This is a genomic window from Streptomyces sp. NPDC050121 (genome assembly GCF_044460385.1).
Taxonomy (GTDB): Bacteria; Actinomycetota; Actinomycetes; order Streptomycetales; family Streptomycetaceae; genus Streptomyces; species Streptomyces soliscabiei.
Genome location: NZ_JBITJV010000031.1, coordinates 1 through 22731, shown reverse-complemented (window position 1 = coordinate 22731; position 22731 = coordinate 1). Strand labels below are relative to the sequence as shown.

The 22731-nt window shown below is 70.1% G+C and carries 26 protein-coding genes; 19 read left to right on the top strand and 7 right to left on the bottom strand.

All coding sequences use genetic code 11. The annotated features are described in order from the left end of the window. Positions 1–62: 62 nt before the first annotated feature. Together ACIBTS_RS35335 and ACIBTS_RS35330 are read left to right on the top strand one after the other, a co-directional pair. Positions 63–512: a nucleoside deaminase gene (locus tag ACIBTS_RS35335; protein WP_399324789.1), complete on the top strand. Its 450-nt coding sequence runs from the start codon at positions 63–65 to the stop codon at positions 510–512. Beyond that, positions 505–1512 carry an isopenicillin N synthase family dioxygenase gene (locus tag ACIBTS_RS35330; protein ID WP_399324788.1) on the top strand — a complete coding sequence of 336 codons (1008 nt, stop codon included), beginning with the start codon at positions 505–507 and terminating at the stop codon, positions 1510–1512. The genes ACIBTS_RS35335 and ACIBTS_RS35330 overlap by 8 nt, the downstream gene beginning before the upstream one ends. A gap of 12 nt (positions 1513–1524) precedes the next feature. On the opposite strand, the gene ACIBTS_RS35325 is transcribed toward ACIBTS_RS35330, so the two are convergent. Then, the gene (locus tag ACIBTS_RS35325; RefSeq protein WP_399324787.1) at positions 1525–2493 is read right to left on the bottom strand and encodes a zinc-binding alcohol dehydrogenase family protein; all 969 of its coding nucleotides are present in this window, start codon (positions 2491–2493) and stop codon (positions 1525–1527) included. Positions 2494–2543: 50 nt separating this feature from the next. Here ACIBTS_RS35325 and ACIBTS_RS35320 point away from each other — a divergent pair, with 50 nt between their 5' ends. Together ACIBTS_RS35320 and ACIBTS_RS35315 are read left to right on the top strand one after the other, a co-directional pair. Beyond that, positions 2544–2918: an ArsR/SmtB family transcription factor gene (locus tag ACIBTS_RS35320; protein ID WP_399324786.1), complete on the top strand. Its 375-nt coding sequence runs from the start codon at positions 2544–2546 to the stop codon at positions 2916–2918. A gap of 281 nt (positions 2919–3199) precedes the next feature. Beyond that, complete coding sequence (locus tag ACIBTS_RS35315; protein ID WP_319672773.1) at positions 3200–4105, top strand: DMT family transporter; 906 nt, start codon at positions 3200–3202, stop codon at positions 4103–4105. On the opposite strand, the gene ACIBTS_RS35310 is transcribed toward ACIBTS_RS35315, so the two are convergent. Both ACIBTS_RS35310 and ACIBTS_RS35305 read right to left on the bottom strand, forming a co-directional pair. Next, a complete protein-coding gene (locus tag ACIBTS_RS35310; protein WP_399324785.1) occupies positions 4002–4886 on the bottom strand; it encodes a LysR family transcriptional regulator in 885 nt (294 codons plus the stop codon). The genes ACIBTS_RS35315 and ACIBTS_RS35310 overlap by 104 nt on opposite strands. Further along, positions 4886–5281 (bottom strand): PLD nuclease N-terminal domain-containing protein, encoded by a 396-nt coding sequence (locus ACIBTS_RS35305; protein ID WP_399324784.1) that lies wholly within the window; start codon positions 5279–5281, stop codon positions 4886–4888. Before ACIBTS_RS35305 ends, ACIBTS_RS35310 begins: the two co-directional genes overlap by 1 nt. Positions 5282–5369: 88 nt before the next feature. Here ACIBTS_RS35305 and ACIBTS_RS35300 point away from each other — a divergent pair, with 88 nt between their 5' ends. From ACIBTS_RS35300 to ACIBTS_RS35255, 10 genes are all read left to right on the top strand, one after another. Beyond that, on the top strand, positions 5370–6827 hold the full coding sequence (locus ACIBTS_RS35300; protein ID WP_399324783.1) for a menaquinone biosynthesis decarboxylase: 1458 nt from the start codon (positions 5370–5372) through the stop codon (positions 6825–6827). Next, complete coding sequence (mqnP, locus tag ACIBTS_RS35295; protein WP_399324782.1) at positions 6824–7726, top strand: menaquinone biosynthesis prenyltransferase MqnP; 903 nt, start codon at positions 6824–6826, stop codon at positions 7724–7726. The genes ACIBTS_RS35300 and mqnP overlap by 4 nt, the downstream gene beginning before the upstream one ends. A gap of 46 nt (positions 7727–7772) precedes the next feature. Next, positions 7773–8345, top strand: a complete 573-nt coding sequence (locus tag ACIBTS_RS35290) for a Uma2 family endonuclease (RefSeq protein ID WP_399324781.1) — start codon at positions 7773–7775, stop codon at positions 8343–8345. A 55-nt stretch (positions 8346–8400) separates the two neighbouring features. Beyond that, on the top strand, positions 8401–9072 hold the full coding sequence (locus tag ACIBTS_RS35285; RefSeq protein ID WP_399324780.1) for a UbiX family flavin prenyltransferase: 672 nt from the start codon (positions 8401–8403) through the stop codon (positions 9070–9072). 64 nt (positions 9073–9136) lie between these two features. Then, positions 9137–9592: an Lrp/AsnC family transcriptional regulator gene (locus tag ACIBTS_RS35280; protein WP_319672767.1), complete on the top strand. Its 456-nt coding sequence runs from the start codon at positions 9137–9139 to the stop codon at positions 9590–9592. Between the two features lie 48 nt (positions 9593–9640). Then, complete coding sequence (gene mqnE, locus ACIBTS_RS35275; protein WP_399324779.1) at positions 9641–10804, top strand: aminofutalosine synthase MqnE; 1164 nt, start codon at positions 9641–9643, stop codon at positions 10802–10804. Positions 10805–10858: 54 nt separating this feature from the next. After that, positions 10859–11509 carry a UdgX family uracil-DNA binding protein gene (locus tag ACIBTS_RS35270; RefSeq protein WP_399324778.1) on the top strand — a complete coding sequence of 217 codons (651 nt, stop codon included), beginning with the start codon at positions 10859–10861 and terminating at the stop codon, positions 11507–11509. Between the two features lie 16 nt (positions 11510–11525). Continuing rightward, positions 11526–12050: a GNAT family N-acetyltransferase gene (locus ACIBTS_RS35265; RefSeq protein ID WP_399324777.1), complete on the top strand. Its 525-nt coding sequence runs from the start codon at positions 11526–11528 to the stop codon at positions 12048–12050. Positions 12051–12156: 106 nt separating this feature from the next. Further along, entirely contained in the window at positions 12157–12507 is a 351-nt protein-coding gene (locus ACIBTS_RS35260) for a DUF4229 domain-containing protein (protein WP_399324776.1), read from the top strand. Between the two features lie 68 nt (positions 12508–12575). Further along, entirely contained in the window at positions 12576–13268 is a 693-nt protein-coding gene (locus ACIBTS_RS35255) for a TetR/AcrR family transcriptional regulator (RefSeq protein WP_399324775.1), read from the top strand. Positions 13269–13336: 68 nt separating this feature from the next. Here ACIBTS_RS35255 and ACIBTS_RS35250 read toward each other — a convergent pair whose 3' ends face one another. Together ACIBTS_RS35250 and ACIBTS_RS35245 are read right to left on the bottom strand one after the other, a co-directional pair. After that, positions 13337–14251, bottom strand: a complete 915-nt coding sequence (locus ACIBTS_RS35250) for a MaoC family dehydratase (protein ID WP_399324774.1) — start codon at positions 14249–14251, stop codon at positions 13337–13339. An 8-nt stretch (positions 14252–14259) separates the two neighbouring features. Further along, complete coding sequence (locus ACIBTS_RS35245; protein ID WP_399324773.1) at positions 14260–15627, bottom strand: 3-oxoacyl-ACP reductase; 1368 nt, start codon at positions 15625–15627, stop codon at positions 14260–14262. Between the two features lie 102 nt (positions 15628–15729). Here ACIBTS_RS35245 and ACIBTS_RS35240 point away from each other — a divergent pair, with 102 nt between their 5' ends. The 4 genes from ACIBTS_RS35240 (at position 15730) to ACIBTS_RS35225 (ending at position 21053) form a co-directional block, all read left to right on the top strand. Next, positions 15730–17097 (top strand): acetyl-CoA C-acetyltransferase, encoded by a 1368-nt coding sequence (locus tag ACIBTS_RS35240; protein ID WP_399324772.1) that lies wholly within the window; start codon positions 15730–15732, stop codon positions 17095–17097. Positions 17098–17348: 251 nt separating this feature from the next. Beyond that, a complete protein-coding gene (locus tag ACIBTS_RS35235; protein WP_399324771.1) occupies positions 17349–19280 on the top strand; it encodes an AMP-dependent synthetase/ligase in 1932 nt (643 codons plus the stop codon). Between the two features lie 50 nt (positions 19281–19330). Continuing rightward, positions 19331–19864 carry a hypothetical protein gene (locus ACIBTS_RS35230; RefSeq protein ID WP_399324872.1) on the top strand — a complete coding sequence of 178 codons (534 nt, stop codon included), beginning with the start codon at positions 19331–19333 and terminating at the stop codon, positions 19862–19864. A gap of 142 nt (positions 19865–20006) precedes the next feature. Then, on the top strand, positions 20007–21053 hold the full coding sequence (locus ACIBTS_RS35225; protein ID WP_399324770.1) for a 2-oxoglutarate and iron-dependent oxygenase domain-containing protein: 1047 nt from the start codon (positions 20007–20009) through the stop codon (positions 21051–21053). On the opposite strand, the gene ACIBTS_RS35220 is transcribed toward ACIBTS_RS35225, so the two are convergent. Further along, positions 20996–21283 carry a DUF397 domain-containing protein gene (locus ACIBTS_RS35220; RefSeq protein WP_399324768.1) on the bottom strand — a complete coding sequence of 96 codons (288 nt, stop codon included), beginning with the start codon at positions 21281–21283 and terminating at the stop codon, positions 20996–20998. The two genes, ACIBTS_RS35225 and ACIBTS_RS35220, sit on opposite strands and share 58 nt — an antisense overlap. After that, a complete protein-coding gene (locus ACIBTS_RS35215; RefSeq protein ID WP_399324767.1) occupies positions 21280–22137 on the bottom strand; it encodes a helix-turn-helix domain-containing protein in 858 nt (285 codons plus the stop codon). Before ACIBTS_RS35215 ends, ACIBTS_RS35220 begins: the two co-directional genes overlap by 4 nt. A 133-nt stretch (positions 22138–22270) precedes the next feature. Between ACIBTS_RS35215 and ACIBTS_RS35210 the strand changes: the two genes are divergently transcribed. Next, a complete protein-coding gene (locus tag ACIBTS_RS35210) occupies positions 22271–22660 on the top strand; it encodes an ATP-binding protein (protein ID WP_399324766.1) in 390 nt (129 codons plus the stop codon). Positions 22661–22731: the final 71 nt, after the last annotated feature.

The following is a 22731-nucleotide window of genomic DNA, read 5'->3' as shown; positions in this document are numbered from 1 at the left end:
TCGGGTTATCCCCGACGTCGGGTCACCCTACGCAGCGTCGCCGACGCTGGCAGAGTGTTCGCATGGATCAGTCACAGGAACGCGCCTGGCTCGCCACCGCCGTCGAGGAGGCCCGCGCCGGGCTGGCCGAGGGCGGCGTCCCGATCGGGGCCGCGCTCTACGGCCCGGACGGCGTCCTGCTGGGCCGCGGGCACAACCGCCGCGTCCAGGACGGCGACCCCTCGATGCACGCGGAGACGGCCGCGTTCCGTGCGGCGGGGCGGCAGCGCACGTACCGCGGTACGACGATGGTGACGACCCTGTCCCCCTGCTGGTACTGCTCCGGACTGGTCCGCCAGTTCGGCATCTCGCGGGTCGTGATCGGCGAGGCGGTCACCTTCCACGGCGGCCACGACTGGCTGGCGGAACACGGCGTCGAGATCGTGCTCCTGGACGACCCCGGGTGCGTCGCGATGATGCGCGACTTCATCGAGACCAACCCGGCCCTGTGGAACGAGGACATCGGTGAGTGAGCCCCCGGCCCCCCAGACCCCGGCCCTCCAGACCCCCCGCCCGTCCCGCATCCCGACCGTCGACCTGCGCCCCTGGCTGGACGGCGATCTGGAGGCTCGGGCCGAGATCGCCCGCACCGTCGACGAGGCCCTGCAGACCGCCGGTTTCCTGCTGGTCACCGGGCACGGCGTCGACCCCGTCCTGCGGCAGCGCATCCGGGAGGTCGCCCGGGCGTTCTTCACCCTCCCCGTCGAGGCCAAGCAGCCGTACGCCGCGAAGGTCGGCGGACGGGGCTGGCTCGGGCCCGGCGCGGAGGCCAACGGCTACGCGGAGGGGACCGAGACGCCCCCCGACCTGAAGGAGTCCCTGACCTTCGCCACCCACGAGCCCTTCGACGACCCGGTGATCAACGCCCAGTGGTACGCGCCGAACGTCTGGCCGGCGCAGACGCCACTGCTCAGGGTGTTGTGCGAGGAGTACCTGGAGCGGATGGCCGAGTTGGAGAAGGAGCTGCTGTCCCTGCTCGGCCAGGCCCTCGGCCTCGAACCGGACTTCTTCTCCCGCCACATGGACCATCCCACCTACGGCTTCAACATCAACTGGTATCCGGGCACGGAGGTCGTCGGCGAGCCGCAGCCCGGTCAGTTCCGCATCGGCCCGCACACCGACTTCGGCACCGTCACCATCCTCGACCGGCAGGCCGGAAGGGGCGGACTCCAGGTCTGGACGGACGACGGCGGCTGGGAGGACGCGCCCTTCGACCCGGACGCCTTCACCGTCAACGTCGGTGATCTGCTGGCCCGTTGGACCGGCGACCGCTGGCGCTCCGGCCGCCACCGGGTCCTGCCGCCCCCGGCCGACGAGCCCGCCGAGGAGCTGATGTCCCTCGTCTACTTCGGCGAGTGCACACCGGGGACGCTGGTGGAGTCCGTGCCCGCGCCGGTCGGCCGGGTGGCGTACGAGCCGATCGACTCCCATGCGTACCTGCGCGAGAAGCTGGACTCGATCACCGTGAACTGAGCGCCGAGTGGTTCAGACCTTCAGCAGCAGCTTGCCGGTGCTCTTTCGGGCCCCCATCAGCCGGTGTGCCTGGGCCGCTTCTTCCAGGGCGAACTGGGCGGTGACCGGCAGGGACACCGTCCCGTCGGCTGCCTTGGCGAAGGCCCGCTCGACCAGCGTCCGCAGCTCGGCGGGGGCGGTCTGGGCCAGCGTGAGGATCGAGAAGCCGCCGACCGACAGGCCGGTGGGGTACAGCTCCGGCTGGCCCACCTGCCACGGCTCGGCGGAGCTCGCGTTGCCGAAGGAGACCAGGCGGCCGAAGACGGCGAGGGAGGCCAGGGAGGCCTTCAGCGTCTCGCCGCCCACCGGGTCCAGGGCGAGATCGACCCCGCGCTCGCCGGTCGCCGCCCGTACCGCCTTGTCGAAGTCGCCGACGAACACCTCGTCGTAGCCGTGGCCGCGGGCGTACTCGGCCTTGGCCGCCGACGACACCACGCCGTACACCGCGCCCGCGCCCGCCGCCTTCGCCAACTGGCCGGCGACGGTGCCGATTCCGCCGGCCGCGCCCTGCACCAGGACGCTCTCGCCCGGCTGCAGCCGGCCCACGGTGTGCACCAGGGCGTACGCCGTCGGCAGCACCGCCAGGAGGCTCGCGGCCGTGCGCAGGTCGACGCCCTGCGGCAGCGGGAAGACGGTCGCCGCCTCGGCCACGGCCACCTCCGCGTATGCGCCGCTCTGCGTCAGGGCCGTCACCTCCTGGCCCACGGACAGCCCGGTCACGCCGTCGCCGACCGCCCGCACCCGGCCGGAGAGCTCCAGTCCGGGCCGGAACGGCAGCGCCGGGACCCGGTAGCCCTCCGCGCGTGCCTTGAGGTCCGCGAAGTTGACCCCGGCGTAGGCCACGTCGACGCTCACCTGGCCGGGGCCGGGCTCGGGCACGTCCGCCTCCACCGCCTCCAGGACCTCGGGGCCGCCGTACTGCTGGAACTCGATCGCGCGCATGCCGGACTCCTCGCCCGTCTGTTCAATGAAAAGCGAACACTCGCGAGTGTATGGTTTCTGTCGAACACTCGGCAAGCAGCGCGAAGGAGTCGGGCGTGGCAGAGCGCAGCGTCAGTCATCGGGCCGCACCCGAGCATGCCCACCCCGACGACGTCCCGGTCCTGACCGCGCTCGCCGCGCTGGCCGACCCCGTACGACTCACCCTCGTCAGGGAGTTGGCGGGCTCGCCCGAGTGGACGCGGGCCTGCGGCAGCTTCGACGTGCCCGTCGGGAAGGCGGCCCTCAGCCACCACTTCGCCGTACTGCGCGGGGCAGGCCTCGTCGAGCAGCGCGACGAGGGGCCCAGGCGGGTCAACCGGCTGCGGCGGGAGGAGTTCGACGCCCGCTTCCCCGGACTGCTCGCCCTCGTCCTCCGTCGCGACTGACACCACCGCCCGGCCTGCCCGGCCTGCCCGGCCTGCCCGGCCTCTCCGAGCCGGCCGACCCGGCCGCCCGTGCGGGCACGGCGGTCTGCCTGCGGGCATCGGCTGCCTCGATGGGCCCATCGACGGGACGCCCCACTGGCTCGTGGACCGGCCCGCCCGCCCGCTCCTACCTTCGGCGCATGACCTCACAGAACACGGCCCCGGGGAACGCGGGCTCGGGGAACACGGCCTTGCAGAACACAGGCTCGGAGAGCAAGGGCACGGCCCAGCTCACGGCCGCGATGGTGCTCTCCGGCACCCTCGGCGTCTTCGTCGTCGAGTCGGGCGCCTCACCGTTCAACGTCGTCTTCTTCCGCGTCCTGTTCGGCGCGCTGGCGCTGGGGACGTACGTCGTGTCCCGCGGCTGGCTGCGCGACCACGGCTTCACGCCCCGCACCCTCTCACTCGCCGTGCTCGGCGGTGTGTTCATCGTCTTCAACTGGGTCTTCCTCTTCCAGTCGTACGAGAACACGTCGATCTCCGTCGCCACGGTCGTCTACCACACCCAGCCGTTCTACGTCGTGCTGCTGGGAGCCCTGCTCTTCCGCGAGCGGCTCACCGCCGCCAAGGTCGGCTGGATCGTCGTCGCCTTCGCCGGGCTGATCCTCGTCTCGGGCGTCAGGCCGTCCGACTTCACGAGCGGCGGAACGTATCTGACAGGCGTCGGCCAGGCCCTCCTCGCCGCACTCCTGTACGGCCTGTCCACCCTGGTCACCAAGCGGATCACCGGCGTACGCCCGCACCTGATCGCCCTGGTCCAGGTCCTCGTCGGCATCCCCCTCCTCCTCCCCTTCGCCGACTTCGGCGCGATGGGCGGGACCGGCGCGGACTGGGGCTGGCTGGTCGGGCTCGGCGTCGTCCACACCGGGCTGATGTACGTCCTGATGTACGCCGCCTACGCCCAGCTGCCGACCGCGAAGATCGCCGTCCTCGCCTTCACCTATCCGGCGGTCGCGATGGGCATGGACTGGCTGGTGTACGGCCACCACATCGGCCTCGTCCAGGCGCTCGGCGTCCCGCTGATCGTGACGGCGAGCCTCAGGGTCACCCTTGCTCGGCCACGAGCCGCCGCGCCTGTTCGAGGAACAGTCGGGCATGCGCCGGAAGCCGCTTCCCGGCCCGCCACGCCAACTGCGTGCGAAGCGTGAACGGCGGCTCCCAGGCCAGCCGCAGCAGCGTCCCCTCCGCGAGTTCGGCGGCGACCGTCACCTCGGGCAGCAACGAGATCCCGAGGCCGGCGGCCGCCGCGCGTTTCGTGGCCTCGATCGTGCCGAACTCCATGAACTGCACGTCGGGGTCGGCGGACTTGAGCTCGCGCTCGAACAAGTCGCGGTAGGCGCACCCCGGTTCGGTGGCGAGGAGCGGTTGCCGTACGAGGTCGGCGGTCGTCGGCTCCTTCCCCGCGAGGGCGTGTCGCGGCGAGGCGACGAGGGCGAGCGGCTCCACCGCCAGCACCTCCGTCTCCAGCCCCGCGTGCTCGGTCTCGGCCTCCATCAGGAATCCGAGGTCGTACGTCCCCTGCCGCAGCGCCTGCCGGGTCTCGTCCCCGAGGGTGGGGCGCAGCGAGAGGCGGACCTTCGGGTAGCGGTGGTGGAAGAGTTCGAGGAGCGGGGGCAGCCGGTAGGAGGTCAGCGACTCCATCGTGCCGACGGCGAGCACGCCGGAGGGCTCCTGCGGGCCGGTGACCGCGACGCGCGCCTCCTCGGCCAGCTCCCGCAGCTGCCGGGCGTAGGGCAGCAGCCGCTCACCCGCCTCGGTGAGCCGGATACGGCTGCCGAGCCGGTCGAAGAGCTCGACGCCGAGGGAGTCCTCCAGGGTGCGGATCTGGCTGGTCACGCTGGACTGGGCGTAGTTCAGCTCGGCCGCGGCCCGGGTGAAGCTCAGGACGGCGGAGACCTTCTCGAAGGTGGCCAGCAGCCGCAGTTCCATCAGTTGTCCTTGGGGTCCTCGCCGGACTCGCGGCGCTTCAGCTCCTCCTCGCGGCGGCGCAGGTCGGCCTCCCAGTCCTTGAGGAGTTTCTCGTCCTTGTTGTTCTCGTCCTTCAGGGACTTGAGGAACTCGGGGTTGTCGTCCGGCGCGACGAACTTCGCGGGGTGGTTGCGGTGCCACTCCGACGGCGTGGACCCGCCCGCCGGGGCGTGCCGCACCTTCCCGGCCACCAGCCAGGCGATCGGACCGACGAGCACCTCGCCGAAGAGCAGGATGACGATGACCCACACCACCTTCGGCAGCCCCCGCACCTCCTCCTCGGGAGTGTTCAGGCAGTCGATGAAGGCATAGATCCACAGCGCCAGGACCAGCAGGAACGGCAGATACCTGAGCATGGTGGTGGGATCTCCCGGAAGACGGCGGCGGGGCGCTGGGCAGCCCCGGTGACGGGGTCAGGGTAACCGTTGACCGATACTGGGACACATGGCTTACGACGATCTTCGTTCCCTGCTCAGGGCACTGGAACGCGAAGGCGACCTCAAGCGCGTCAAGGCCGAGGTCGATCCGTATCTGGAGGTCGGGGAGATCGTCGACCGGGTCCAGAAGTCCGGTGGCCCGGCGCTGCTCTTCGAGAACGTGAAGGGGTCGTCGATGCCCCTCGCGATGAACGTCTTCGGGACCGACCGGCGGCTGCTCAAGGCCCTCGGCCTGAAGTCGTACGAGGACATCTCCGGCAAGATCGGCGCTCTGCTGCGCCCCGAACTGCCGCAGGGGTTCGTCGGTGTGCGCGAGGCGTTCGGCAAGCTCGGCGCGATGACGCACGTGCCGCCGAAGAAGGTGAAGGCCGACGACGCGCCGGTCCAGGAGGTCGTCCTGTACGGCGACGACGTCGACCTCGACGCCCTGCCCGCCCTCTTCACCTGGCCGCAGGACGGCGGCTCCTTCTTCAACCTGGGCCTGACGCACACCAAGGACCCGGAGAGCGGGATCCGCAACCTCGGCCTGTACCGCCTCCAGCGCCACGACAAGCGCACGATCGGCATGCACTGGCAGATCCACAAGGACAGCCGCAACCACTACCAGGTCGCCGCGCGCAAGGGTGAGAAGCTCCCCGTCGCGATCGCCTTCGGCTGCCCGCCCGCCGTCACCTACGCCTCCACCGCCCCGCTCCCCGGTGACATCGACGAGTACCTCTTCGCCGGGTTCATCGCGGGCAGGCGGATCGAGATGGTCGACTGCAAGACCGTCCCGCTCCAGGTTCCGGCGCAGGCGGAGGTAGTGATCGAGGGGTGGCTGGAGCCGGGCGAGATGCTCCCGGAGGGCCCCTTCGGCGACCACACCGGCTTCTACACCCCGCAGGAGCCGTTCCCGGCCCTGAAGATCGACTGCGTGACGATGCGGAAGCGGCCGCTGCTCCAGTCGATCGTCGTCGGCCGTCCCCCGACGGAGGACGGCCCGCTGGGCCGGGCCACGGAACGTTTCTTCCTGCCGCTGCTGAAGATCATCGTCCCGGACATCGTGGACTACCACCTGCCCGAGTCCGGCGGCTTCCACAACTGCGCGATCGTCTCGATCGACAAGAAGTACCCCAAGCACGCGCAGAAGGTCATGCACGCGGTCTGGGGCGCTCACATGATGTCGCTGACCAAGCTGATCGTGGTCGTCGACTCCGACTGCGATGTCCACGACCTGCACGAGGTGGCCTGGCGGGCGCTCGGCAACACGGACTACGCCCGCGACCTGTCGATCGTCGAGGGCCCCGTCGACCACCTCGACCACGCCTCCTACCAGCAGTTCTGGGGTGGCAAGGCGGGCATCGACGCCACGAAGAAGTGGCCCGAGGAGGGCTACACCCGCGACGGCGGCTGGCCCGAGATGGTCCTGTCCGACCCGGAGACGTCCGAACGCGTGACGCGACGCTGGAAGGAATACGGACTGTGAGCGCCTCCGCCGCCGCGATTCCCCAGCCCGGCAGAGCCCGTGCGTTCCTGCGCCTGGTGATGATCGAGCACTCGATCTTCGCGCTGCCCTTCGCCTACATCGCCGCGCTGACCGCGATGTTCCAGCAGGACGGCAACATCCACTGGGGCAGGCTGCTGCTGGTCACCATCTGCATGGTGGGCCTGCGCACCTTCGCGATGGCGGTCAACCGGATCATCGACCGCGAGATCGACGCCCGCAACCCGCGCACGGCCCACCGTGAGCTGGTGACCGGTGCGATGTCGGTCAGGCACGCCTGGACGGGCGCGTTGATCGCCGTCGCGGTGTTCCTCGGCTCGGCGGCCATGCTCAACCCCCTCTGCCTGGCCCTCGCCCCCGTCGCGGTCATCCCGATGGTGGTGTACCCGTACGGCAAACGGTTCACGAACTTCCCGCAGGCCATCCTGGGCCTCGCCCAGGCCATGGGTCCGATCGGCGGCTGGCTGGCGATCACCGGCGAGTGGTCGTGGGACGCGGTGATCCTCGGCCTGGCGGTCGGCGTCTGGATCGGCGGCTTCGACCTGATCTACGCCTGCCAGGACGTCGAGACCGACCGTGAGATCGGCGTCATGTCGGTTCCGGCCCGCTTCGGCATCCCGGCGGCGATCCGGGGGGCGCGCGCCTGCCACGCGATCACGACGGCTCTGTTCGTCTGGTACGCCCTCGTCACTGACGCCGGCGCGTTCTTCTGGCTCGGACTGCTGATCGTGGCGGGCGCGTTCGTCTACGAGCACACCATCGTGCGGCCCCATGACCTGTCCCGTCTGAACAGGGCGTTCTTCAGCGTCAACGGTTTCATCGGCATTGCCCTGTTCGTGTGTGCGTTGCTGGATCTCCTGGTTCGGGGTCTGAGCGTCTGAGTACGTTGCGGCCTACCATCGAGCGCAGGAACCCAAGGAGGCCAGCGTGAGCGTCTCGGACCTTGACCGCCTGCACTCACAGCTCAGCGAGCTGGAGGACATGTTCCCCGGCTATCTGACGGAGATTGTCGAGGGCAGCATCGTGATGAGTCCGGTCAAGCCACACGACGCGGAGACCCTCCGACTGGTCTGGAACGCCCTCCGCGAGCAGGTGGCCGAGGAGTGGGGCTTCACAAGCGACGTCGCCTTCCCGTTCGACGAGGACAACGAGTTCTGCCCCGACCTGGCGATCATCCCGGCATCGGAGGTGGCGAAGAACGAGGGCGCGTACTCGCCAGATCTCGTCGAGCTGGCGGTCGAAGTCGTCTCCAAGGGCAGCATCCGCCGCGACTACGAGGTCAAGTCGCGCTGGTACGCCTCCCGAGGCATCGCCAACTATCTGATTTTCGACCCTCTCCAAGGGCATGTCGTCACGCTGTGGAACCCCGGTGCCGACGGTTATGCGGGCAGAGACACCATCCCGTACGGTCCCGAACTGATCGTCGCCTCGACTCTCGGCAAAATCACCCTCGCCACCTCCGGCCTCCCCGTCGACCCCCACGCGCCCTACCGGTCCTGAAGACCTTTCCGCCCACCGGTACGCTCAAGGTGTGAACGCAGGAGAAACGCAGCGCGTGCCTTGGATCGTGGGGGTGTCCGGGGCGTCCGGTACGCCCTATGCCGCCGCCGTCCTGCGTGCGCTGCTCGCCGCGGGGGAGAGCGTGGACCTGGTGGTCAGCCGGGCCTCGCGGCTCACGCTGCTCGACGAGACCGGGATCTCCTTCCGGGACGCGCACTGGCGGGACGACCTGCGGGAATGGCTGACGCGGGGCGCCGACGGCAAGCCGGGCACGTTCGAGGTCGACGTCGAGGTCGACGTCGAGGCCGGCGTCGAGGCCGTGCGGTACTGGAGCGCGGGGGACCTTGCGGCGGGGCCGTCGTCGGGGTCGTATCCCGCGAAGGGGATGCTGATCGTGCCCGCCTCCACCGCCTGCGTCGCCGGTGTCGCCCTCGGCCTGTCGAAGGACCTCCTCCAGCGTGCGGCGAGCGTCACGCTCAAGGAGCGCCGGGCGCTCGTCGTCGCCGTACGGGAGACCCCGTTGAACGGGCAGACGCTGCGGCATCTGGTCGCTCTCGACGACGCCGGCGCGAGCGTCGTACCGGCCTCGCCCGCCTTCTACGCGGGGGCCACCCACATCCAGGACCTGGTCGACTTCGTCGCCGGGCGGGTCCTCGACGCGGCGGGGGTCGCGCACGGACTGTACCGCCGGTGGGACGGCGAGCTGGGCGCGGTCCGGGACACCTGAGCACACCGTACGCCGTGGCACCTCTCATCTCTTCAGGAACTTTGATCGGAAGGCTTCGATTCGCATGGACGCGGTGGACAGGCAGCTCATCCAGGCCCTGAGGGAGAACGGCCGGGCCTCCTACGCGGAGTTGGGGCGCCTCGTCGGACTGTCGGGACCCAGTGTCACCGACCGCATCAACCGGCTGGAGGCGGCCGGCGTCATCACCGGCTACCGCGCCACGGTGAACGCCGCGCAGCTCGGTCTCGGCGTCACCGCCCTCATCGGCATCTCCCTCTCCGACGCCGCCGACCACGAGGACGTGGCGAACCGGATGAAGGACCTCAGCGAGATCGAGGACTGCTGGTTCATCGCCGGCGACGACTCGTTCATGCTCAAGGTACGGGCGAACGACGTGGACGGCCTGGAGAAGATCATCCGACGGCTGTCGGGAACGAAGGGCGTCTCCCGGACCCGTACGACCATCGTGCTCTCCACGAAGTGGGAGAACCGGGTGGGAGAGCTTCCCGAAGAGGTCTAGAGAGCTGTGGGCGTACGGTTGGTCGAGTTGTCGGAGAAAGGTGTGGTCATGGACGTCGGGCTCAAGCGCGAGCTGGAGGAGAAGGTCAGGGCCGGTGAGCGGCTGACCCGTGAGGACGGCATCGCGCTGTACGAGTCGGACGACCTGGCCTGGCTGGGCGGTCTCGCGCACGAGGTACGGACGCGGAAGAACGGCGACGTCGTCCACTTCAACGTCAACCGGCACCTCAACATGACCAACGTGTGCACGGCGTCCTGCGCCTACTGCTCGTTCCAGCGCAAGCCGGGCGAGAAGGACGCGTACACGATGCGCATCGAGGAGGCGGTGAAGCTCGCCAAGGCGATGGAGGGCGAGAACCTCACCGAGCTGCACATCGTCAACGGCCTGCACCCGAACCTGCCGTGGCGCTACTACCCGCGTTCGCTGCGGGAGTTGAAGGCCGCCCTCCCGAACGTCTCGCTGAAGGCCTTCACGGCCACGGAGATCCACCACTTCGAGACGATCTCCGGTCTGTCGGCGTCGGAGATCCTCGACGAGCTCATCGACGCGGGCCTGGAGTCCCTCACCGGCGGCGGCGCGGAGATCTTCGACTGGGAGGTCAGGCAGCACATCGTCGACCACCGCACGCACTGGGAGGACTGGTCGCGGATCCACCGCCTGGCGCACGAGAAGGGTCTGAAGACCCCGTGCACCATGCTGTACGGCCACATCGAGGAACCGCGCCATCGGGTCGACCACGTCCTGCGCCTGCGTGAGCTGCAGGACGAGACGAACGGCTTCCAGGTCTTCATCCCGCTCCGCTACCAGCACGACTTCGTGGACATGAAGGACGGCAAGGTCCGCAACCGGCTCCAGGCCCGTACCCAGATGGCGACCGGCGCGGAGGCGCTGAAGACCTTCGCGGTCTCCCGTCTGCTCTTCGACAACGTCCCGCACGTCAAGGTCTTCTGGGTCATGCACGGTGTGCAGACCGCGCAGCTCGCGCTCCAGCACGGCGCGGACGACATGGACGGCTCGGTCGTCGAGTACAAGATCACGCACGACGCCGACAACTACGGCACCCCGAACAAGCTGACCCGCGAGGACCTCCTCGACCTCATCCGCGACGCGGGCTTCCGTCCGGTGGAGCGGAACACGCGCTACGAGATCATCCGCGAGTACGACGGCCCGGACCCGTCCCGCCGGGACGCCCCGCAGCCGATGCGGGTGTGACTATTCAGCCGGGGTGAGCGCGGGGTCCGAGTCCACGGCGGGTACTCGAACCCCATGGTGACCACGCGAGCGCCTGAGGACGCCTACACGGCAGGGCCCTTTGTTCCGGAGCACGGCGGTCTCACCGCGCTGCGCAAGGCGGCGGCCGGTTGCCGCGGCTGCCCGCTGCACCGGGACGCCACCCAGACGGTGTTCGGCGCGGGGGCGGCCGACGCCCGGGTGATGCTCGTCGGCGAGCAGCCCGGCGACCAGGAGGACCGCCAGGGCAGGCCTTTCGTCGGCCCCGCGGGCAAACTCCTCGACCGTGCCCTCGCAGAGGCCGGCATCGATCCCGGCGAGGCCTACGTGACCAACGCGGTCAAGCACTTCAAGTTCACGCAGGCGGAGCCCCGAAAACGCCGTATCCACAAGGCGCCGAACCTTCGTGAGATGACGGCGTGCGCCCCCTGGCTCGCGGCCGAGCTCGCCCTCGTCGAGCCCGAGCTGATCGTGGTGCTGGGCGCGACGGCCGGGAAGGCGCTGCTGGGGTCGTCGTTCCGGGTGGGGGAGGTGCGCGGGACGGTCCTGGAGGAGGAGATCCACGGCCGCCGCGAGCGGCTGGTGCCCACGGTCCACCCCTCCTCGGTGCTGCGCGCCGACGACCGCGAGGGCGCCTACCAGGGGCTGGTCCAGGATCTGAGAACGGCGGCACGCGTCTTGTCGTAAGGATTACGATCCCGGTGTGTCGCTTACCTTCACCCTCGACCCCGCCATCACCCCTGCCCTGCGCGACGGCGTCCTCGACCTGTGGACGGACGTCTCCAACGCGGGCGGAGCCGTCGGCTTCGTGCCGCCGGTCGAGCGTGAGACGGTTCGGCCGGAGCTGGTCCGCCACCTCGTGTCCATGGTCGAGGGGCGGATGCGGCTGCTCGTCGGGCGTGACGAGGCCGGTGAGGTGGCGGCGACCGCGTTCTTCTCCTTCAACGCGCACCGGCTGAAGACCCACTGGGTCTGGCTGTACACGGTGATGGTCCACCCCCGGCACCAGGGCAAGGGCTACGGACGTGACCTCCTGGCGGCCGTCGAGGACGCCGCCCGCGGCTTCGAGGGCATCGAGGCGATCCAGCTCACCTGCCGCGGCGGGCTCGGCCTGGAGCGCTTCTACGGGTCCTGCGGCTACAAGGAGGTCGGCCGGGTGCCCGGTGCCATCAGGGTCGCGCCGGGGGACGACCGGGACGACGTCACCATGCTGCTGCCGCTGACCTGAGGCCGCTCCTGTGATCCTCTGACCCCGCGGGGGCGGCTGCGAGATCGGCGGTCCGGCGTGCTTCACTGGACGCTGGCCCCTTTTGGAAACGGAAGAGTGGATTGACATGCTCCGCTACACACTGATGCGCCTCGGTGTCTTCGCCGGCTGCTTCGTGGTCGTCTGGGGTCTCGTCTACTCGGGCGTCATCCCGCGCGGCCTCGGCGACTCCAACATCATGTGGATCCTCCTGCTCTCGCTGGTGATCTCCGCGCCGATCAGCTTCGTGGTGCTGCGCAAGGAGCGCGACCGCGCCTCGGTGACGGTCGTGGAGCGCGTCGACCGCATGAAGGCCAACCTGGAGGCCAACCGCTCCCAGGAGGACGCCACGGTCGACGAGGCCACCCGCCCCCAGGGCCAGGGCCAGACGCAGGGCCAGACGCAGGGCCAGACACAGGGCCAGACGCAGACCTCCTGAGGCCGGAGCTCCAGCTCCCGGCTGCTCGTCCGGGGTCGGGTCCGGCCGGGCCCAACTACTCTGTGCTCATGGGTGCCGTGAAGACCAAGCGGATGCCGCGTGCGGTCCGTGAGCAGCAGATGCTGGACGCCGCCGTGGAGACCTTCGGCCGCCGGGGGTACATGGCCGCGTCGATGGACGAGATCGCCGAACTCGCGGGCGTGTCCAAGCCGTTGGTGTACCTGTACCTGAACTCCAAGGAAGACCTCTTCAGCGCGTGCATCCGGCGTGAGGCCAAGGCGCTCGTCGAGGCGGTCCGCACCGGTGTCCGCACCGACGTGCCCGCCGACCGCCAACTCTGGGACGGGCTGCGGGCGTTCTTCGCGCACACCGCGCAGCACCCGCACGCCTGGTCCGTCCTGCATCTCCAGGCCCGCACGCACGGCGAGCGGTTCGCGGGCGAGGTCGCGGCGATGCGCGAGGAGATCGTCGCGTTCGTGACGCAGCTGATCCTGGTCGCCGCCCGGGAGGCCCTCCCCCACCCTCGGCTCCGCTCGGGCGGGGGGACCCCCACCGACCCCGACCTGCCGGAATGCGAGGTCGCCGGCCTGGCCGAGGCCCTGGTCGGCGCCGCAGAGTCCCTGGCCGCCTGGGCCAACACCACCGACGGCACCACGGCCCGCCAGACAGCCGCGACGCTGATGAACTTCGCGTGGGCGGGCCTGGGCAACCTGATGGAAGGCCGCGCGTGGACTCCGCCGGAGGCCGCGCTCGGCGCATGACGTCTGTCATGCTCACCGCTGGATGCGAGGCACTGGGCCGCCCCTGCCCGCCACCCCTACCGTCTTCCTCATGACGAAGCCCGGCACGGGACGAGTGGGTCGACCCTGCCGCTCACATGGACCCGTCCCGCCTCTTCCGTCCCGTCTCCTCTGCCGTCTCCCGTCCCGCGCAGTTCGAACCGCGCGCCGTCCGCCACGAAGGTCACCGTGCTCGGGAGCAGTACCGGGGCCCGGAACTGTGCCCGTACGCGCACCGCCTGAGGGGTGCCGTGGGCGGCGAGGCAGCGGGCGACGGTCCACATGCCGTGGGCTATGGCGCGGCGGAAGCCGAAGAGGCGGGCGGTGAGGGCGTGCAGATGGATGGGGTTGCGGTCGCCGGAGGCGGCGCCGTAGCGCCGGCCGACGTCGGCGGCGAGCCGCCACTCGTCGAGCACGGGGAGCGGGCCGGGTTCCTCTTTCGGAGCGGGCGTGGCCTCGGATTCCCTCGGAGCGTGCCTGGCCTCGGTGCGGTGCCGGGCCAGGTACGTGCTCGTGGACTCCCACACGACCCTGCCGCCGTCGCGCAGCTCGGTGACGACGACCGCCTCCGTACCCCGCCGGTGCGGAGCCAACCGGTCGACGTACACGGTGAGTTCGTACGTTCCCGTGGCCGCCAGGGCCGTGTGGCGGGTGATCTCGATCGAGGTGTGGACGAGGCCGAGCAGCGGGAGGGGGAAGTCCCGGCGGCTCATCAGGCGCATGGCCAGGGGGAAGCCCAGGACATGGGGATAGGTCAGCGGCAGCGAGTCCTCACCGGTCGGGAAGGCGCACACCCGTTCGTACGCGGCGAGGCGGGACAGGTCGACGCGCAGGCCGGGCAGGACCAGGCGGTCGCCGAGGCCCGGGAATTCCACACCCGGCAGGGGCCGCTTGAAGGGCGAGCGCAGGGCGCCGAGGGCGAACAGCGGGCCGAGGGCGGGCAGGCGGGAGAGGGTCGTGGTCACCGCGGCCACTACGCCCCCAGAAGGCTCTGGCCGCACACCCGCACGACCTGCCCGTTCACCGCGCCGGAGGCGGGATGCGCGAGCCACGCCGTCGTCTCGGCGACGTCGACGGGTAGCCCGCCCTGCGCGAGGGAGTTCATCCGGCGGCCCGCCTCGCGGATGAACAGCGGCACCGCGGCCGTCATCTTCGTCTCGATGAACCCCGGCGCCACCGCGTTCACCGTGACCCCGTGTTCGGCGAGCGCGCGCGGTGCGAGGGAGCGGACCAGACCGGCGACGCCCGCCTTGCTCGCGCCGTAGTTCGTCTGCCCCGCGTTGCCCGCGAGCCCGGCGATGGAGGCGGTCGCCACGATCCGCCCGCCCGGCCGCAGGGCGCCCTTGGCGAGCAGCGCGTCCGTCGTGCGCAGCACGCTCGCCAGATTGACGTCCAGGACGGAACTCCACCGCTCCGCAGGCATGTTGACCAGCCGCCGGTCCCGGGTGATCCCCGCGTTGTGGATCAACACGTCCAGCCCGTCGGGGAGTTCGGCGGCGATCCGCTCGCCCGCGTCGGCGGCCGTGATGTCGAGCGCGAGAGCGGTGCCGCCCAGCCGCTCGGCGACCCGACGGGCGTCCTCCTCGGCCTGCGGCACATCCAGGACGACGACATGGGCGCCGTCCCGGGCCAGCGTCTCGGCGACCGCCTCGCCGATGCCTCGGGCCGCGCCGGTGACCAGCGCGGTACGGCCGGCGAGAGGCCGCGACCAGTCGTCGGGGCCCTCGGACCCGTCGGACTCCCCGGACCCGCCGGCCGCCACCGCGATCACCTGGCCGCTGACGTACGCCGACCTGGGGGAGAGGAGGAAGCGCAGGGTCGACTCGGCGGCGGCCGCGTCGCCGCCCAGCCGGACGAGGTTCACGGTGCGCCCGCGGCCGATCTCCTTGCCGAGCGACCGCACGAACCCCTCCAGGGCCTGCTGCACGGCCGCCTGGTGGTGGTCCTCGGGATCGAGGGGCGCGCCCAGCACAACGACCCGTCCGCTCGCCGCGACCGACCGCACCACCGGGTGCAGGGCCGCGTGCACCTCGGCGAGCGACTCGACGTCCCGCACGCCGGTCGCGTCGAGGACGACAGCGGCGGGGTCGGCGGCGAAACCGGTGGCGGCCGGGTCGATGGCGCCGGGGTCGGCGGCGGCGGGCGGCAGACCGGTGCGGGAGAGGACGGCCGCAAGATCGCCGACGGTGGACCTGCCGGCCGTAAGGTGAGCCAAGCTGCCTGTGAGAGAGGGACGTTCGGGCGAGAAGCGGCTGAGCGCCGCCGGCTGCGGGAGCCCGAGTCGCCGGGTGAGGAAACGGCCGGGTGCGGTGGCGGTGAAGCTCAGATAGCGGTCGGCCATGTGCGTCTCGTCTCCCACGGGCTCGGCACGACGGAAATATGCTTGCTCCGGAGTAAGGTTACCGGGGGTAAGTCTAGGTCACGGGTGAGGAGCAGGTCGAGAATGAGCCCCCTGGAGCTGGTGCGCGAAGACACCCCGAAGCCCCCGGTCGAGCCCCCGCGCGCCCGTCGCGTCGCGATCGTCGGCGGCGCCCGCATCCCCTTCGCCCGCTCCGACGGCCCCTACGCCACCGCCTCCAACCAGGAGATGCTGACGGCGGCCGTGAACGGGCTGGCGAACCGGTACGCGCTCGACGTCCCGGGCGTGGTGGGCGAGTTGGTCGCCGGCGCCGTCCTCAAGCACAGCCGTGACTTCAACCTGGCCCGCGAGACCGTCCTCGGCTCGAAGCTCGACGCCCGCACCCCCGCCTACGACATCCAGCAGGCCTGCGGCACCGGGCTCCAGGCCGTGATCGCCGCCGCCAACAAGATCGCCCTCGGCCAGACCGAGTCCGCGATCGCCGGCGGCGCCGACACCGCCAGCGACGCCCCCCTCGGCGTCAACGACCGCCTGCGCCGCATCCTGCTTCAGGCCCGCCGGGCGAAGTCGACGGGCGCCCGCCTCAAGGCGCTCGCGCAGATCCGCCCCTCCCACCTGATCCCCGACATCCCGCGTAACGCCGAGCCGCGCACCGGCCTGTCCATGGGCGAGCACGCGGCGGTCACCGCCCGCGCCTGGGGCATCGAGCGCGAGGCCCAGGACGAACTGGCGGCCACCAGTCACCAGCGGCTCGCCGCCGCGTACGAGCGGGGCTTCTTCGGCGATCTCGTCGTCCCGTTCCGCGACCTGGCCCGCGACCAGAACCTGCGCCCGGACTCGACGGCCGAGCAACTCGCCCGTCTGAAGCCGGTGTTCGGCACGGACGGTCCCGACCCGACCATGACGGCGGGCAACTCGACGCCGCTGACGGACGGCGCGGCCGTGGTCCTCCTCGCCTCCGAGGAGTGGGCCGAGGCGCGGGGCCTGGAGCCGCTCGCCTATCTGACCGCCTACGAGACGGCGGCCGTCGACTTCGTGCACGGCGACATCGCCGACGGCCAGGACGGGACGGGCGGGAAAGGCTCCGGTGGGAACGGCTCCGGTGGCGACGGGTTGCTGATGGCCCCCGCCTACGCAGTCCCCCGTATGCTGGCGCGCACCGGTCTGGGCATCGAGGACTTCGACCTCTTCGAGGTCCATGAGGCCTTCGCCTCCCAGGTGTTGGCGACCCTCGCGGCCTGGGAGAAGCAGGGCCTCGCGCCCGTCGACCGCGACCGGCTGAACGTCGTCGGCTCCTCCCTCGCGACCGGCCACCCCTTCGCGGCGACCGGGGCCCGTATCGTCGCCACGCTGGCCAAGCTGCTCGCCGAACGGGACGGCCCGGCACGGGGACTGATCTCGATCTGCGCGGCGGGCGGCCAGGGGGTGACCGCGATTCTGGAACGAACATGAAGATTCCTCATATAACCGCCGAGATTGCACATCCCCAGCCCCGGAACATCCCGGAACACGCACAAGCCCCACACGTGCACGTCGTACGATCCGCTACCTAACCGGTGGTAACCCCTGCCTTAAAGGGCCTTAGGACGTCTTAGGGCCTCTTAAAGTCCGTTAGGGGGCATCGCGGTTGAACGCCTCGGTGCGCGAAGCACGTACGTCATGCAGCAAGCAGTTTTTCTCGCTGCACGCTCAGGGAGCCGCCCGTGTCCACCCCGTACTCAGCCGCCGGCTCGGCATACGTCTCCGCCGACTTCGACGCTCCCCCCGCCCTCGTGGAACCCGAGACGCGACGGCTGGACGGCGCGGTACGGGAGGCCTCCGTTCCGGCGCTGGCGCGCCCGGTGACCTACGGCTCGCTCGCCGACCTGCCCTACGACAACGCGGCCGCCGCCCCCCAGGCGGTGGTCGTCAGCCGCAAGGACAAGGACGGCGACTGGACGGACATCACGGCCGAGCGCTTCGCCGCCCAGGTCCACGCGGTGGCCAGGGGGCTGATAGCGGAGGGGCTGGTGCCCGGCGACCGGCTCGCCATCATGGCCCGCACGACGTACGAGTGGACGCTGCTCGACTTCGCGGCCTGGGCGGCGGGCCTGGTCACCGTCCCCATCTACCCGACGTCGTCCGTCTTCCAGACCCGCTGGATCCTGCACGACTCCGGCGCGGTCGCCCTCGTCACCGAGACCGCCGGCCAGGCGGCCGCCCTCGGCCCCGAACTCGACCGGCTGCCCGACCTCCACCACCTCTGGGTCATGGAGAAGGGGCACGTGGACCGGCTGATCGAGGCGGGCGAGCATGTCCCGGACGCCGAGGTGGAGATCCGCCGGGGGATGCTCGTCCCCGACACCCTGTGCACCCTCATCTACACCTCCGGCACCACCGGCCGCCCCAAAGGCTGCGCGCTCACCCACGGCAACTTCTTCGCCGAGGTCGACAACGCGATCGAACTGCTCTACCCGGTCTTCAAGTCGAAGGGCGAGGACCTCTCCGTCCTCCTCTTCCTCCCCATGTCGCATGTCTTCGGCCGGATGGTCGCCATCGCCTGCATCCGCGCCCGCGTCCGCCTCGGCCACGCGCCCAGCCTCAAGTCCGACGACCTCCTGCCGGACCTGGCGGCCTTCAGACCCACCTGTCTCCTCGCCATCCCGTACATGCTGGAGAAGGTCTTCAACACCGCCCGTGCGAAGGCGGAGGCCGGCGGCCGGGTCACCTCCTTCGACCGGGCGGTCGGCGTCGCTCGCCGCTACGGCGAGGCGGTCGAGGCGCAGAAGACCGGCACCGGCCACGGCCCGGCGGCCACCCTGCGCGCCGCCCGCACCTTCTACGACCCGCTCGTCTACCGCCGCATCCGCAACGCCATGGGCGGCCGGGTCCGCCACGCCATCTGCGGCGGCTCCCCGCTCGGCCGCCGCCTGTCCTCGTTCTACCTCGGCGCGGGCATCGAGATCTACGAGGGCTACGGCCTGACGGAGACGACCGCCGCGACCACGGTGACCCCGCCGCTGAAGCCCCGCCTGGGAACCGTGGGCTGGCCGCTGCCCGGCACGAAGATCCGCATAGCGGCGGACGGCGAGATCCTCGTCGCGGGCGAGCATGTCCTGCGCGGCTACTGGGACCCGTCGGCCGGGGGAGTGGTCCCCGCCGCACCCGACGGCTGGCTCGCCACCGGAGACATCGGCGAGCTCGACGACGAGGGCTATCTGACGATCACCGGCCGCAAGAAGGAGATGATCATCACGGCGGGCGGCAAGAGCGTCGCCCCCGCGCCCCTGGAGAACTGGCTGCGCTCGCACCCCCTGATCTCCCAGGCCATGGTCCTCGGCGACGGCCGCCCCTACGTCTCCGCCCTCCTCACCCTCGACCCCGACGGTCTCACCCACTGGCGTCAGATGAACGGCAAGCACCCCGTCCCGGCAGAGCTGCTGATCGACGACGAGGAGCTGAACGCCGTCCTCCAGCGCGCGGTCGACGAGGCCAACAAGCTGGTGTCCCGCCCGGAGTCGATCCGCCGCTTCGTCATCCTCCCCACGGACTTCTCCGAGTTCGCCGGCCACCTCACCCCCTCGATGAAGCTCCGCCGCGAGACGATCATGCGGGACTTCGCGGACCAGGTGGAGGGCCTGTACGCGCAGCACTAAAGGATTCGCGGACGGCCCCCGGACCAGGGAGCATGCCGCTCGTGAACGGCATGAGCGGCGTGAGCGGCGTGAGCGGCACGGACGGCATGAGCGGCATCGAGTTCTTCCACTACCCCTGGGCCGACCACCCGACCGCCCTCGTCTGGGGCATCCGCGTCGACGGCACGGACCTGCGCGCGCTGACGGCGCGGGCGACGCGTGAGCTGTGGCGACCGGAACTGGAGGACCAGTTCGAGGAGGAGGAACAGGAGCGGGAGTCGGCCGAGCTGATCTGGCGTCAGCACGACGGTCTGGGCGTCCTCGACTTCACCGGGAACCACTTCCTGGACGCGGCCGACCGGACTCCCCTCCTCGGCTGTTCCTGCGGCCTCTGGCAGTGCTGGGCGCTGATGGCCCGTGTCGGGACGACCTCCACGACGGTCACCTGGTCCGCCTTCCAGCAGCCCGAACGCGAGGAGTGGGGCGAGCTGCCGATCGGCCCGTTCGCGTTCGAGCGGAGGGCGTACGAGACGGCGCTGAGGAACCCTCCGGTACTGCGGGAGGACCCGTTGGGCCCGCCTTCATTCTCGGGTTCTACGCGGTAGCGGTGAGCGCTTAAAGATCACGAATTGTTACTTCCGGTTAGCCGTTGACGGCCTCATGACAGGTACTTTAATGTTCATGCTCAAACCCCGATAAGGAGGCGGCCTGACCGCTCGCCTCCTTTTTTGTGCAAGGAGTTCCTCAATGAGCGACCTTGTTACTTTCGACATTCCCGAGCGCGTGACCGGCTTAGCCGAGGACATAGAACTCGGGCGGCGAATGGTTAAATCCTGGCAACGGGACGGCATCTACCAGGTGGCCATGAAACCCGCCCAGGAAACCGTCGTAGCCAACGCCTACGCGGCAAGCAGGAAGTACTTCACTCTTCCACTCGCCGAAAAATCCGAATTCGTCAGCGATCTCTCCTACAGCGGCTATGTCGCCTCCGGCGAGGAGGTGACCGACGGCGTCCAGGACGGTTCCGAGATCTTCACGGTCACCAAGGACGTCCCCCTCGACGACCCCCGGGTCGCCGAGAACTGGCCCTGCCACGGACCGGTGCCCTGGCCGAGCCAGCACTACCGGCAGGCCGTCAACGCCTACATGGACCAGTCCGGCAGCCTCGGCCACCGGATCCTCCAGCTCACGGCCCTTGGTCTGGGCCAGGACATCGACGCGCTGACCCGCCTCACCGACGACGGCTGGCACCACATGCGGGTGCTCCGCTTCCCGTCCGCGTCCGCCACGAGCGACCGGGGCATCGGCGCGCACACCGACTACGGACTCCTCGTCATCGCCACGCAGGACGAGGTCGGCCAGGCCCTGTACATCCGGCCGCCGATCGAGGGCGAGGCCCGCAACCGCAACTGGCTGCCCGAGGAGAGCGCGGCAGGCGTCTTCGAAGACGACGACCACTGGACCTACGTGAAACCGGTGCCGAGCACATTCACCGTGTTCCCCGGCGACCTGCTCCAGTTCATCACCGGAGGGGAACTCCTCTCCACCCCGCACAAGGTGAAACTCGCCGACAAGGAACGGTACGCGTTCGCGTACTTCCACGAGCCGAGTTTCCAGGCGGTGGCGCGTCCGCTGGGTTCAGCGGAATCGGGGGACGAGGAGTCCCTCCACTACGGAAGCCACTTCACCAACATGTTCCTGCGGTGTTATCCGGACCGGGTCACGACCCGGCGAATTCACGCGGAGGACAGGCTGTCGGTGCTCGCGAAACTCCGTGAGAAGGCGACCGCGTAGGAAAGGAATTCCCCCCACGGGGAAGCTGAGGAGAAGGTGAGGTGAGGGCCGGTGGGTGTCTTGGAGTCGCGGATGTGCACGGTGTGCGGGCACGCGGCGACTTCGAGGCACTCGCCGCCCCCGCCGCTGCTGTACGTCGACTTGCGCCAGGTGTAGGCGGCTTCCACACAATCGCCGCCTTCGCCGTCGCTGTAGCTGGACTTGAACCAGGCGAGGTCCTTGCTGTTCATAGCTCCTCCAGCTTCTTCTCGATCAACGTGCGGGTCTCCCTGGGCGGGAGGGCCATCGCCCGCATGATCCCATAGCGGTCGGCGATCATCCTGACCTCTTCCGGGTCGGTGATCAGTCGGGGGTATCCCTGCGCTTCTGTGTAGGCCACCTGTGAGTGCTTCTTGGGGGTCAGGAGGTTGAACGCGCTGCCTAGGCTGGGGTGTTCCTCAACCCTGGTCGGCATCACCTGGATTTCCACGTTCTGCATATGGCTGACCGTCAGCAGGCGCTGCAACTGCACCGCGTGAACTTCCCGTCCGCCGATCGGCCGGTCAAGAACGACCTCCTCGATCACGTAGCTGACAACAGGCGCGGGCCGACGGCTGAAAAGCTGCTGCCGCGAGAGCCTGTCAGCCACCCGCTTCTCGATCGTCTCCTCGTCGAGGAAGGGACGCCGTTTGGCGAACACCGCGTGGGCATGTGCCTCGGTCTGGAGCAGTCCATGCACCGCGTTGATGGAGTACTGGTGGAGCTCCACCGCCTCCGCCTCCATGGCCGCATAGCCTCGATACCACTCGGGATGCCGCGTGCGAACCTTGCTCATCGCCTCCCGGACCTCCGGGATCGCGTCCTTGAGCAAGCCGTCCGCGTCCAGAAGCCCATCCGCCTGTTCCAGGACTTCGGGTCGGATGGTCCGCACGCCCCGCTCCATGGACGAGATGGCATCGGGGCCGTAGCCCACCATCTGCCCGAACTCCTTCTGTGTCAGCCCCTTGCGCTCCCGGAGCCGTTTCATCATCTTGCCCAGGGCTGTCAGCAGCCCCGTCGTCCCGTCGGCCTCCGCCGGTGTCTCCGGCCTGCGCTCATCCGTCACTCACGCCACCGCCCTCACATCTACCTGGTCAGGACCGACGACCCGTACGCCCGCCCCACCGCAGCCGTACGGCTACACAGAGTCGCCAAGTCGCCCCTGGCCAGGGTAGATACAACCGGCCACGCTGAGTCAGGTGAACTCTGAAATCTCCACCCAGATCTCCACCCGGAACGCTCCTCGCGGTGAACTGGCCCTGCGCTTCAGCTCCACCCCGCGCGGTGCCCGCCTGGCCCGCCGGCTCACCGCGCAGCAGGTCGTCGCGGAGCTGGCCGCCAACGCCGTCACGCACGGACGTGTGCCCGGCCGGGACTTCGAGCTGAGGCTGCTGCTGCTCGCGGACGACACGCTGCGTGTCGAGGTGAGCGACACCCGCGGGGACCGGCAACTGTGGATCGTCACCGACCCGGAGGAGGAGGGCGGCCGGGGTCTGATCCTCGTCTGGGTGCTGGCGCGGACGTGGGGCGTGGCGGAGCGGCCCGTCGGCAAGACGGTGTGGGCCGAGTGCGCCATGGAAGCGCCTTGATGTATTCCCGGCTGAGCTGGGAGGAATTCGGAGAGTATTCCTGGGCCGAATGACTTACCCGGAGCCGAAAG